This window comes from Dyadobacter sp. 32 (assembly GCF_902506755.1).
In the GTDB taxonomy this organism is placed as follows: domain Bacteria; phylum Bacteroidota; class Bacteroidia; order Cytophagales; family Spirosomataceae; genus Dyadobacter.
Map to the genome: position 1 here is coordinate 1,934,763 of NZ_LR735258.1, position 11,761 is coordinate 1,946,523.

Genomic DNA, 11,761 nt, shown 5'->3' on the forward strand with positions numbered 1-11,761 from the left:
TTCATCTACCCTCGCGTTTTGCGGGCGTTTTGACGATAGCAAACTGCTGAAGAAAAAGTTTATAGTTCGCTTCTGGAAATGAAACCGGATCATTATCCCGACCTTTAATGTAAAATTGTCCTTTTTCAATGCGCTCAACATAGTCAAGATTAACAACCAGGGACCGGGACAGATTATAGAAGTTTGGTGCTGCAAAGAACTGAGCAATGTAACCCAAGTTCATAGCAAAAACGCGCTTTTTCGGTTCTCCGACCAAATAGATTTCGACATAAGCACGATCTGCATCCAAATAAAGCACATCGCCTTTTCTTATTTTCGTATAGCCACGACCGTGATCCACGGGTAAATAAAGGCTCTCCGATAAAAATGGGTCTACTGAATTAACCAGCGAGGCCTGATAATTATAATAGGCCAGCTCAACCTGAATCGCGAGTTCTTTATGCCTGAATGGCTTAAGCAAATAAGCTGCCGGGCGCGTCTGCTGTGCCCGGAAAATAGTGGCTTGTTCGGAATTGCCGGTCAGGTAAATAATAGGTACAGCTAGCTGGGCCAAAATGCGCTGCGCAATGTCGATACCATCTTCGGAGGAATGCTCTAAATGAATGTCGACCAGTATGATATCAGGTGGACTTATACGGATGGAGGTTAGAACGGCCGACAGGTTTCGAACAATATCGGTTACGACGTGCCCTGCTTTCTCCAATGTTTCTTTGAGATCATGAGCGGTTACTAACTCGTCTTCGATGATCAAAACTCTAAGCGCTTTCATGGAACCTTACTTATTTTAGTTTCTATCCGGAACGGAGAGGGTGGAAATAGGGTAAATGTCATGTCAAATTGAAAACTCCCATTCTTTTCAAACCTATACGTACCAAACAATTGCTCCACCTGCATTTGAATTAAGCGTAATCCAAAAGACCGGATGGGGGCATTGGTATTCATAAAACCAGGCCCATTGTCAATTACACGCATATGGAATGTTTTATGCATTATGTAGGCTGTAATTTGCAGTGTGGGCTTGGGATTATCAGGAAAGGCGTATTTACAGGCATTTGTAATAAGCTCATTCATGATCAAACCAACCCGCATCATGCTGTCGACAGGCAACATCACCACGGGCTCCATCTGATATTCGACTTCGACCTGCTCCTGTTCAAACGCTTCCAGCACCATGTTAACCAGCTCCGGAACAAAATCAGCAACATTGACGGTAACCAGATTGTCGCCATCATATAGTTTACGCTGGAGTAAACTCATGACCTCAATACGGCGCTGGCTATCCTCAACGGCATTCCGTGCGCTTTCGTCACCCAGTCTGTTCGATTGTAAACTCAGCAGACTGGATATTAACTGCAGATTATTTTTAACGCGGTGGTTTTGCTCCTGAACCAGGGCTGCGTTTTGCTGGCTCAATCGCTTATTTTTTCTCGAAATCCGGTAAAATGCGATACTGGTACCGGCCGTTCCCAGTAACAATGCTGACAAAACAACCAATAACCAGTGTTGCGTCCGCTGGTTTTGCTGGCTCAGTTGCAACTCCCTTCGCTGACTTTTAAGTTGCCTTTCTTTTTTTTTTGTATCATATTCGAAACTAAGCCTGGAGACTGCTCCATTCCGGTCAGCCATCATTTGGTCGCGTTCATATCCCCGAACCTTTAACAATTGCTCAAATGCCTTTTCCCAGTCTCCTTTTTGCTGGTAATACTGCATGTAGCTGCTGGCAAAATCCTTTTCTACCTCAAACTCCCTGCTTGTTATGGAATGATATAATACACTCGCCTGCTGCAACAGAGGATAGGCTTTATCAGGCTGATTGAACTGTAGGTAGGTTTGAGCCATTTGCTGGCCAATGATCACCTGTCGATACGTTTGGTTCAGCGCTGTGTATATGCGCAGGGCAATTTGATAGTAATGAAATGCCTGGGGCTTGCGTTGGAACCCGTAGACCTTTGCAAGCATGGTGCTTACACCTGCTACACTAATCGAATCCTTCAGCTTATAAGCAATCTGCTCTGACTGTTTAGCATAGTAAAACAGACTATCCTCCAAGGGGTGCTTCCGATTGATAACCAAACTGTCATAACATATAGTCAGGTATGTATCACTCATGGACTGAAAGGCAGCCATCAAACTTTTCTGTGTGCCAAGGCGGGCATAAGTAAGGGCAGTTTGGGCATATTCGAGCTGCTTGGTCAGATTCGTCTGTTCCCGTTCCAACCATGATAGCCGTGAATAAATCCTGCTGATTTTGTCGAACTGACGCCGCTGTTCTACGATGCGCAGCGACTTTAAGAAGTAGCGCTTGGCGGTAAGATAGTCTCTGGCGTTTACATGAATTTTCCCGTACAGGTAATAGGCTTCGGCCATGAGCAGGGTATCGTTCTTCGTCAAAGCCTCCTGTTCAACCTCCTTTGCGTAGGCCAGTTTTTCGGGCTGAAGCGGTAAGCCCGCGCTGCTTTGCGCAATGGTTGACCGGGCCGAAACAAGGAGTAGCAAGAGCAGAATGTAATGTTGGCAGGTTACCATCACCAATAACGAAAAGGTTCATAAGGAAGAGTTCGGTTACAAAAGTAGGACTTTCAGTGGTATTTCCATTTAGGAAAAATCTGATTTTGTGTCACCTACTCCCAAATTCATGAATTTGATTTTTAGCTGAAATCTCATTGCGAAATAGTCAAATACCCGTTCGGAAAGAAGTTGTGGCAATAGGGAAAGAAGTTAGCCAAACTAGACCGGTTGCCCTCATGACAGATTCGAAATATGACTAAAATTGAGTCATATTTTAAAAACCATGTAAATCCTTATCGAATGAAAAAGTCCCTGTTATCCATCCTCATTATTCTTTTTATCGCCTCATGTTCGAAAAAGGATGACGTCGATCCAAATTTAGCTACCCAGGTGGAGGGCACATACAAGGTAAGCAGTGTTAATAACATTACTTTTCCACAGAATGGGGTCAGTATGGAATTGAAGCTGAGCCGAATAGATGACGTAACCGTGAATTATTTGATCATTCTATACCAATCTGGCAAAATTGTTGAACAGGCTGATGCCCAGGCCATTTTATCTAAATCAGGGGATAGGATTTTACTGAAGGAGGGAGGCAAGGAGGTGGGTTACGTAGAAGGTAAAACCTTCATTATAGATTTTGTTGATGACGGGGAGCGCACGTATATTATGGCTAGTAAGTAACCCATAAGGTAACTCTGAATATGAAAAAAAAATTAACTCTCCTTGTCTTTGCCCCCTTTGTGGGCTTTGGTCAAATGTTCTATGTCGCACCTACTGAAAAGGGGTTTGAAAACAAGATCGTGGATAAAATGAAATCTGATGGTTACAAACTGGCGGAAACCAAGGAATTGTCGGATTATGTAATTGATTGTGTGGTTGACGGTAGTTACAAGTTCGTTACTGTCAAACAGAACTTTCACGGTTACTTGAAAATATCCGACGGAAAAACCGGAAATGAAATATGCAGGACGGAAGAAGTGGGTGGAAGTCCTTCTGTGTTCAATGGGTATCAGGCCGGCTTCGCCATTATGGAAAAAATTGCCAAAAAGCACCTCAATAAAGCCCTGAACACTGCAAAATCTGATTATCAGAAACGGAGATAAAAGAGGACTCTGACTGTCTGGATTTTGTATATCCAACAAAAAACGGGGTCCTTCGGAGGAATTCTATTTCGGGCGAAAGACCCCGTTCACAGCGACGTATCTCACAACTCTCATTTGACTTGTATCTCCCAGGGTGACTAGACAAAGTTCCGATAAGCGTTCGGAAAGAAGTTATCGTTATTCGGAAAGAAATAAACCTAACCAGACAGTTTATCCTGTTGACATATTCGAAATATGTCTAGAATTGAGTCATAATTCATAACAATGTAAATTCTTCTTAAATGAAAAAAACACTACTATCGCTGATCATTATTGTCTTGATTGCCTCCTGTTCGAAAAAAGAGGTCGATATCAGAGATCAATATGTAGGAACCTGGAAATTTAAAACAACAGGCGCAATCATTACATACAATAACGGCCAAATTGCAGAATCACTTCTAGTGTCTGATGAGGGTACCTTAACCATCTCCAAATCGGGTGAAAATGGTTTATTAATTGATGGGAAAGAATTTACGCTTGAAGGTGATCAATTAACCTCCGATCCGGAGGAAATAGCGTTTAGTACTCCGCAGCAGGCTTATGTTGTTGCTAAGGCGAAAACAACTTCAGGAAGTGTAAGTCCCAACAAAATTTTACATAAAAGCTCCGTTGAAGGTACATGGACCTATGGTTCTCTGCGAGGACCTGTTCAGGGAGAAGTACTTGTAACAATGTCAAAGTAAAATTATATCTAATTCAACTATGAGAATAATCACATTTATAGTCTTTGTAATCTCACTATTTTTTTCTGCTTGTTCCAGAAAAGTAAACTACGATCATGTTCAGGCGAAGTTGCCTGCCTTTAATCAAAAAATCAGTGTAGCAACCTGGGATCAACGCGAACAGGTTGTGTCAGGGTCCCGCAAACCGGATTTTGTCGGGTATATGAGATCAACTACCGGTATTGCCTACCCCATGGGCACAACAAGCGGAAAGCCGCTTGCGGACTTGTTATCCAATAACATATCCTCGTCATTATCCGCAAATGGAAGTAGTGCTTCCGTTATAAATACAAATACCGCTCAGACAGCATCAGCCATTTTAAGTAATCTGAAAACAGCGGGTCAAAGCAGACTCATATTGATAAACTGTAAACAATTACACACGGATGGGTACAGCAGGAGATCTCTTTTGTACAACCTAATTGTAAGTATTTACGCAAGTAACGGTACCGTTATCAGGCAGAAAACGTTCAACGGGAAAAAGCCGCTTGGGGGTAATTTCTTTACCGGGCCGGGGAAATTTAAAAAATATATGCCGGAGGCTTTTAAAAATTTGATAGAGGAAATATTCAATGATGCAGATATTGTTTCTGCCTTAAAGGTAAAATAAACCATCAATCGGAATGTACACACTATTATTATAAAATAATTCGAAGGTATATTCTATTTCCGAATTGGATTTTAAATTTCAAAATGTTTTTATTATCGAGTATATATCAAAAAAAAATTGGTGTAAAAATCCTCACTCTGATGAAAATAAAGTACCAAAAATCTGTAAAACACAGAGGATTGATTAAATTCAAAAGAGCTAAGATCAAATCGAAAAAAAATTAATGTATGGTAAATAACATAAACAAAAAATGAAACGAACATTTAAAAATTTTGCAATTGTTTTTTCTATGTCCATGATGCTGACATCTTGTTACACGTACACAAGTGTGGTCGGAAAAGGGGCGCAGGGCAACAGTCAGATTACGAAATGGAATCATTATTTAATTGAAGGACTAGCACCAATTAATGTTTCTGACTCAAAGGCTATGGCCGGCGGAGCAGCGGATTACACGGTTCACACCAGACAGACTTTTGTAAATGGTTTAATTGCTGTAATCACCTTCGGTATTTATACACCAACCACTACCACTGTTAAAAAGTAAAAATATGGGCGATTTTGATAAACCATTTTCGCCGGTGTAATTCCTTTTTCGTGGTTCATTATTTGTCGTAGTTTCCGGACTACGACATTATTTGTTTGCGCTATCTGCTCGATTCCTTGATGCTTGTCTCTCACAGGAATTCTCCATTCAGTCTAACGCCGTTACAAATAGTAAAGTATTTAACGTAAATCGTGAGCAGGTAACATTGCGCACAGCTTGGGCATGAAGCTGATACCGGCTTTAAATGAAGTGGTTCCTGAAAACCGCTTCCCCTCCCTTCCTCCCGATTTGGGAGCCAGGGAGGGGAAGTACACATCAGACTAACCACTACGTTTACTCCTTTAGAAACTTTTTCACAATTCCGTTACCCATCCTGATCAGGTACATGCCGGTTGGGAGTCGCGAAAGATCCACTTGCTGAGTGGCAGTAATCACACGAACAGCATGGACCAGATTCCCACGGTGATCCAGAATTTGGATCTTACCGCAGGACAGACCCGCTCCTTTGACCCAAATCATCTCTTTTGCGGGAACCGGATACACGATCAATTCTGAGGCTTCGTCAAGCTGAACAGTCACTACACGACTGTATGCAAAACTGCCATCGGTTTCCAAAATTCGTAACCTTTAGTAGGCAGTCTGGACGTTCCGAGCCTGTACATCTTCAAACTGGTAGATTGTTTGCTGCAAATGATTCGCGCCAACCTGACCTATGGCTACGAAATTTTTGGCGTCGGCACTGAATTCCACCACATATTGCTCAATATCCACCTGCTCGACCACCTGCCATTGTAGCTGGACTGACTTACTATCGGTTTGCTTTCCGCTGAAACGCACCAGCTTGACTGGCAATGGCGAGCTGGCAGAGCCTATGAAAAAACCACTGAAACCCGTTACATCGAAACTGACTTCCCAACGCTCCATAGCAATGTTCCAGCTCAGATCAGGAACGATTGTGGACATACCACCGGTGTACGCTCCGGGGCCATTTTGTCCTTCTTTGGGGGGGCCGTGATGCTGGTAAACCCTCAGGCTGGCCCTGCCGGTAAGGTCATCAGGCGCAGTAGGTAACCCATTCGATACCAACGCTTTATTGTATAAGGTAAATTCTCCCTGGGTGAAATAGAGCGTTACGCGGGCAGTGGCGGTTGCGGCTCCGGTAGCGGGAGAAATGTCATAATGCCTTGGCACATAAGGCGTGCCGTTGTGGGTTTGCACCGCATTGTCGACCCAGGTGGTGATGTTGACGCTGCCGCTGAGTGACGACGATCCCTTTGACCCGATCCCAGCCACGCTGCGACACACATCGCCAGCCACCTGGATCAGGTAGTTTTGTCCGGTGGTGATTTGTACAGTAGTCACGTCACCGTTGGTAGCCAGGCGGTCGGCGCCGGTAAGCCGGGCCGATTGGAACTCATACGCGCCGGCGTCCGCGATGCCGACGATCCGGGCGTTTCCTGCCAGGTCGGCAGGAAGGCCTGTAAGTACATTGCCCGTACCGATATTAATGGCCGGGCTGCATGCCTGCAAGGAGAAATCGGCGTTTAGATGATCTGTAAAGCGCGGATCCTGGCCAAGCACATCCGCCGCCGTTTTTTCACCCAAGATGGCCGCTGCACCGCCTTGCAAAATGCTGAAATAAGCTGTGGTCTTTCCGGATCCGACCGTATACAGCAGGCTGCTGGCAGGCAACTGTGTGTTGCTCCACACGATGGTGTTTACCAGTTCGGTTTCAGCTCCCTGGTAATTGTGCAGTGCGCCGCCGTTTTCACTGGCCGAATTGCCGACGATGGTAACGTTGACAAAACGGGGCTTGGCACTAATGTTGCTGCAGGCAGCTCCACCACTCTGGGCCTGGTTTTGCAACAATTGAGGAAGTAATACCGTAATGCTTCTTACTATCATACCTAACCTTTATGCTGATCGTATGAAGTTCATTCTCTCTCTAATTTTTCTTTATTCCATCCATGCATTTTCTCAGAATGCTATGAATCCAACTGGAAGTAGTTTTTCTCGAAAAGCAAATATTGATTACACCAATTATTATGATCAAATTCGAAAAGCAGAAGATTTAGTAGCTAAGCAGGAGTTTGCAAAAGCCCTTCCGGTTTACCAATCCGCCTTCGACCCCTACGGTTTCTTGTTTTTAAAAGATTGCAAAACAGCAACGCAGGTAGCCATACATGCAGGGGAACTGGAACCGGCCTTCTATTTTCTAAAATTGGGCTTCAGAAATGGATTGGAATTAAAATCTGTGCAAAAGGAAAAATGGCTTGCATCTCTACAAAAGCATCCATCGTGGAAAAGCACAGTTGAGGAATATCCCGAGCTACGGGCCGCTTACCTGTCACGCATTAACCCGGAGGTCAGGGATACTGTGAGAAAGATGTTTCGCAAAGACCAGCGCAAAGCAATGGGTGCTTTATTTACTTTTACATCGGCCGCCCAGGATAAGTACGCCGAGAAAAAGTTTGCGCCACATAGTGAGAAGCAAATGGCTAAACTATTAGGCATAATAAAGGCCCACGGCTACCCAGGCGAGCAATTGATCGGTACGGAAATCTGGGCTTCCGTAATCCTTTCTCACCACAATTCCATAACTGAAAAATACGCTCAATCGGACAGCTTATATCCTTACATTCGGCCAAAGTTGCTGGATGCTGTCAAAAAAGGGCAAATGAACCCTAACGAATTTGCTTTTGTGGATGATTGGTTTGTTGCTGTCGGGAGCGGGCGAAAAGATAATGCTTACGGTATTTTGCAAAATGACGTAACGCAGGCTGAAACAATAAAAATCAATAAATCAAGAAAAGAACTGGGATTACGTAGTTTAGAAACCCAGTTTAAACTGTCTAGTATTCAGCAGCTCACTGGAATTCAATTCTATATAAAGAGGGCCAGATAAAAAGCGATTGGTCAACAATAGTTGCTACATATGTTCTTTATATGCAGAATAACTATCAATTAAACGACAGAGGTTTGTGTTTGTGCCTCTGTCCAACTCCGACGTCTTAGTATCTGAAATTTAATCACCCAAATCTAAGATGCCGCGCAAAAACCTCCTTCACCCGCTCCCACATGGCGTCCGAAAGCACATGTCCTTTACCGGGTTCAATAAAAGAAGTAAAGTGCTGCGGAACACCGGCATTTTTATATGCCTGCTCGATGCGTGGTAACGCATCGCGTACGAAAGCAATGGGGGAACCTACATCCAGCTCGCCGAAGTTCAGGTGCAGTGCTCTGGGCGCAATGAGTGCTGCTATGTCCGGGGTATCGCCGTATTGAAGCCAGCCGGGTACAAAATTGGGAAAACAATGCAGCAGATGCTCATGTTCGATGGCGGCGTAGGAAGGCAGGCAGCAGTTTCCGACGATACATTTCAACCGGGGTTCCAGTGGGCCAACCAGCCAGGCATGGGTAGAACCCATGGAATGCCCGTAACAACCGATCTGATCAGCAAGTACTTCCGGACGTGCACACAGGTAATCGACGGCAAGACGCATTTCCAGGACGTTTTTCCAGGCCATACTGCGCCCGCGTACTACCTCGCGAAGAAACTCGAAACGCTCATAGTCGCCCTTTTTCAGTTTTCCGGTGGGATCCTGCCGCTCTTCAAAGCAGAGTGCATCAGGACAAAGCACTACGTATCCTTCCCGCACGAGCGCCACGGCAGTATGATGCATGGGATTACCCGCCAGTCCGGCTGGCTCGGATTTACCCAGGTGATATTCGCCGTTATGCTGGTGCCAGACTGCAATACCCGGAGCAGGACGCTGGGCGCCCGGCGCACCGGCCGTTGCCGAGTCCGGAATCAGCAACAGCGCCGGAACCCGATCGTTCACCCCGACTTCATAAGTGATGGATTCAATGCGGTATCCGTCTTTTTTGATGGTTTCCCTTAGTTGAGGAAGCAGAGGTGCGGGTTTGGGAAATGCACCGCCAAGGCAAGCCTGATAGTGTTTTCGCAGTACCTCCGGTGAAACGCTTTCAGTATTGGCTGGAAACACCATTGTAGACTGACCGTCCGCCAGGCCTGTGACAGAAAGTGCACCAAGCCCGGCCATCAGTTGTGTCTTCATGAATTTGCGTCTATTGTGTTTCATAGATGCTGGATGTTTGTAATGATCTACAATTTAGGAAGAAAGAATTGGTCGTGCCAATTCCCGGGATGTGGATAAGGTTAAATATTGTTTCCGCAAATACTGCACTGTATCCATAGGTGGCACAAATCTTACATGAGATGCCGGGAAGTAATTGTTTCTGTTCCTTGGCGGTATCGGCTTCACAAAGACACAGTACATAGAGTCAGTCTCGAGATGCCGACAATATCCATATCTTGATTTTTAGGTCAATCAACCTGAAAATTCGTGCCTGAGATGTCTATATTTGTATCCACCAGAAAAAAACAAGCTCTCTTTGCTCGTCGTTTTGAATGATATTGTATGCATTTTCTGAAATATTGCCTGTTACTTCTATTTCTCTTTCCGAAGCCTGTATTTGCGCAATATGATCATTTGCTCCACAAGACCTATGCACAAAAGGTAACAGGCATTCACGACCTGTACAGGGATCTTGCGGATATCGGAGATTCGGTGCGCCAGGTAAAAAAGACAGATGAGATCAAACGTTTTGCACGTAATAACAAGGACAGGGCGTTGGAATTGAACGTAGATTTTTTTCTGGTTTTCTTGAGCGCTTTCTATCAGCATCAACCCAGGGAAGTATCGCTTGGAAGGCTAAAAAAACAGTTGGAACTGGCTACGGAGGAGAATGTTGACTTCCTGAGAGCCCGGTCGCTCAGGGCTCTGGCGGAGTTTTACTGGAAAATAGAGGGCAATTACGAGCTGGCATTTGAGCAATATTTGTTGCTGGATAAAGAACTGGTGACTACCAAACCGGAAGAATACCCGGAAATGGCCCGGGACCTGATGCAGATAGGCAAAGCATACTATTTTTTTCAGGACTACACAGTGGCCCGGGAATACTTCAAAAGAGCGATTGTTTTGCCTGAAACTGCGTTTACGACCATGGTCATCAACGACGCCCGAAACACGCTCGGATTGTGTTATCAGCAACTTAATAATCTGGATAGTTCAGATTTTTATTTTAAAGAAGTATTCAAAACGACCTTCCCTGAGGCAGCGGTTTGGAAACGCATTGCAACGGGCAATCTGGGTACGAATATGTACCTGTGTCGTGACTATGATCAAGCGATTCCGTTGTTGGAAAAGGATTTCTACGGATCGATTTCAGAAAACGATTACGGCTGTGCCGCAGGCGCTTCGATTGTTCTGGCCGATATCCTCCGTGATAAAGGAAAGCTCAAAGAATCGGCCGTTTTCATTGCACATGCGAAGGACAATATTGCAAAAGCTGAACAACCGGATCGCCTGCGCCTCTTATACCCGGTCATGAGCAAGTGGTACGCCGCGGCCGGAGATATGGAGCGTTCAAGACAATATATGGACTCATCAATGACTGCGATGAACAGGTTCAATGACCGGTTCAGCGCGCTTAAAGTACTGAGAGCCCAGCAGCGGGTGGACCGGAAGAACCAGGAGCTTCAACTGGCTGGTTATACGCTGGAACGGCAACGGAAAATGGCCGAACGTAATCTGCTGGTATTGCTGGTACTGCTCCTGTGCATCGCAATCATTATGACCTATTTTATCCAAAAGAAAAGACAACTGGCAAATGACCTGAAACTCCAGGCGGCGACCCAGGAGTTGAAAATCGCTGCAATCGATCTGGATCGTTTTACCGAAAGTATAAGGGAAAAGAACAAACTGATAGAACAACTGGAAAGCCGTAATCCGGAAGCCGAAAAAGCCGGAATTTTCAGAGAACTTCGGCAGAGCACCATTCTTACAGAGGATGACTGGATCGCATTTCAACGCTTGTTCGATCAGGCCTATCCCGGTTTTATCCAGCGCGCCAGGCAGGCCTATCCCGACCTCACGACCAGCGAACTTCGTTACTTCGCTCTTTCCAAGATCGCCATTTCCGCAAAGGAAATCGCCGCGATGCTGGGCGTTTCACCCAACACCATCCAGGTTATGCGTCACCGTATCCGAAAGAAGCTTGACTTTGCCGACAATCAGGTCATGGAGATGGAAATTAACCGGATCTGATTGCATTATGATCGGCGTCGGATCAATTGTAAGGTTTTTGTAAGGTGCAATTCCCTTGTTTCAGACAGGATCATTTGGACTTTTATCCCCTCGATAAAACC

12 protein-coding genes are annotated in these 11,761 nt (G+C 45.1%); 7 read left to right on the top strand and 5 right to left on the bottom strand.

All coding sequences use genetic code 11. The features are described 5' to 3' along the window. Position 1 precedes the first annotated feature (1 nt). Both DYADSP32_RS07765 and DYADSP32_RS07770 read right to left on the bottom strand, forming a co-directional pair. Positions 2–769 (bottom strand): response regulator, encoded by a 768-nt coding sequence (locus DYADSP32_RS07765; protein ID WP_149243262.1) that lies wholly within the window; start codon positions 767–769, stop codon positions 2–4. Continuing rightward, positions 766–2,526: a sensor histidine kinase gene (locus DYADSP32_RS07770; protein ID WP_149243261.1), complete on the bottom strand. Its 1,761-nt coding sequence runs from the start codon at positions 2,524–2,526 to the stop codon at positions 766–768. The genes DYADSP32_RS07765 and DYADSP32_RS07770 overlap by 4 nt, the downstream gene beginning before the upstream one ends. Before the next feature lie 282 nt (positions 2,527–2,808). Here DYADSP32_RS07770 and DYADSP32_RS07775 point away from each other — a divergent pair, with 282 nt between their 5' ends. The 5 genes from DYADSP32_RS07775 (at position 2,809) to DYADSP32_RS07795 (ending at position 5,529) form a co-directional block, all read left to right on the top strand. Further along, on the top strand, positions 2,809–3,192 hold the full coding sequence (locus DYADSP32_RS07775; protein ID WP_149243260.1) for a hypothetical protein: 384 nt from the start codon (positions 2,809–2,811) through the stop codon (positions 3,190–3,192). Positions 3,193–3,212: 20 nt separating this feature from the next. Continuing rightward, positions 3,213–3,614 (top strand): hypothetical protein, encoded by a 402-nt coding sequence (locus DYADSP32_RS07780; protein WP_149243259.1) that lies wholly within the window; start codon positions 3,213–3,215, stop codon positions 3,612–3,614. 281 nt (positions 3,615–3,895) lie between these two features. Then, a complete protein-coding gene (locus DYADSP32_RS07785; RefSeq protein WP_149243258.1) occupies positions 3,896–4,336 on the top strand; it encodes a hypothetical protein in 441 nt (146 codons plus the stop codon). A 19-nt stretch (positions 4,337–4,355) separates the two neighbouring features. Beyond that, positions 4,356–4,985 (top strand): hypothetical protein, encoded by a 630-nt coding sequence (locus DYADSP32_RS07790; RefSeq protein ID WP_149243257.1) that lies wholly within the window; start codon positions 4,356–4,358, stop codon positions 4,983–4,985. A gap of 250 nt (positions 4,986–5,235) precedes the next feature. Next, complete coding sequence (locus DYADSP32_RS07795) at positions 5,236–5,529, top strand: Bor family protein (RefSeq protein ID WP_149243256.1); 294 nt, start codon at positions 5,236–5,238, stop codon at positions 5,527–5,529. Positions 5,530–5,862: 333 nt separating this feature from the next. On the opposite strand, the gene DYADSP32_RS07800 is transcribed toward DYADSP32_RS07795, so the two are convergent. Together DYADSP32_RS07800 and DYADSP32_RS07805 are read right to left on the bottom strand one after the other, a co-directional pair. Then, on the bottom strand, positions 5,863–6,144 hold the full coding sequence (locus DYADSP32_RS07800; protein ID WP_149243255.1) for a T9SS type A sorting domain-containing protein: 282 nt from the start codon (positions 6,142–6,144) through the stop codon (positions 5,863–5,865). A gap of 12 nt (positions 6,145–6,156) precedes the next feature. Next, complete coding sequence (locus tag DYADSP32_RS07805) at positions 6,157–7,434, bottom strand: choice-of-anchor Q domain-containing protein (RefSeq protein ID WP_149243254.1); 1,278 nt, start codon at positions 7,432–7,434, stop codon at positions 6,157–6,159. Between the two features lie 22 nt (positions 7,435–7,456). Here DYADSP32_RS07805 and DYADSP32_RS07810 point away from each other — a divergent pair, with 22 nt between their 5' ends. Further along, the gene (locus DYADSP32_RS07810; RefSeq protein ID WP_149243253.1) at positions 7,457–8,434 is read left to right on the top strand and encodes a hypothetical protein; all 978 of its coding nucleotides are present in this window, start codon (positions 7,457–7,459) and stop codon (positions 8,432–8,434) included. Between the two features lie 124 nt (positions 8,435–8,558). Here DYADSP32_RS07810 and DYADSP32_RS07815 read toward each other — a convergent pair whose 3' ends face one another. Further along, the gene (locus DYADSP32_RS07815) at positions 8,559–9,632 is read right to left on the bottom strand and encodes an alpha/beta hydrolase family protein (protein ID WP_149243252.1); all 1,074 of its coding nucleotides are present in this window, start codon (positions 9,630–9,632) and stop codon (positions 8,559–8,561) included. A 339-nt stretch (positions 9,633–9,971) separates the two neighbouring features. Between DYADSP32_RS07815 and DYADSP32_RS07820 the strand changes: the two genes are divergently transcribed. Next, a complete protein-coding gene (locus tag DYADSP32_RS07820; protein ID WP_149243251.1) occupies positions 9,972–11,660 on the top strand; it encodes a hypothetical protein in 1,689 nt (562 codons plus the stop codon). The last annotated feature ends 101 nt before the right edge of the window (positions 11,661–11,761 follow it).

Bases quoted from the DNA above. Each gene is read 5' to 3' on its own strand.
- DYADSP32_RS07765 (WP_149243262.1), bottom strand. From the start codon at position 769: ATGAAAGCGCTTAGAGTTTTGATCATCGAAGACGAGTTAGTAACCGCT.
- DYADSP32_RS07770 (WP_149243261.1), bottom strand. From the start codon at position 2,526: ATGGTAACCTGCCAACATTACATTCTGCTCTTGCTACTCCTTGTTTCG.
- DYADSP32_RS07775 (WP_149243260.1), top strand. From the start codon at position 2,809: ATGAAAAAGTCCCTGTTATCCATCCTCATTATTCTTTTTATCGCCTCA.
- DYADSP32_RS07780 (WP_149243259.1), top strand. From the start codon at position 3,213: ATGAAAAAAAAATTAACTCTCCTTGTCTTTGCCCCCTTTGTGGGCTTT.
- DYADSP32_RS07785 (WP_149243258.1), top strand. From the start codon at position 3,896: ATGAAAAAAACACTACTATCGCTGATCATTATTGTCTTGATTGCCTCC.
- DYADSP32_RS07790 (WP_149243257.1), top strand. From the start codon at position 4,356: ATGAGAATAATCACATTTATAGTCTTTGTAATCTCACTATTTTTTTCT.
- DYADSP32_RS07795 (WP_149243256.1), top strand. From the start codon at position 5,236: ATGAAACGAACATTTAAAAATTTTGCAATTGTTTTTTCTATGTCCATG.
- DYADSP32_RS07805 (WP_149243254.1), bottom strand. From the start codon at position 7,434: ATGATAGTAAGAAGCATTACGGTATTACTTCCTCAATTGTTGCAAAAC.
- DYADSP32_RS07810 (WP_149243253.1), top strand. From the start codon at position 7,457: ATGAAGTTCATTCTCTCTCTAATTTTTCTTTATTCCATCCATGCATTT.
- DYADSP32_RS07815 (WP_149243252.1), bottom strand. From the start codon at position 9,632: ATGAAACACAATAGACGCAAATTCATGAAGACACAACTGATGGCCGGG.
- DYADSP32_RS07820 (WP_149243251.1), top strand. From the start codon at position 9,972: ATGCATTTTCTGAAATATTGCCTGTTACTTCTATTTCTCTTTCCGAAG.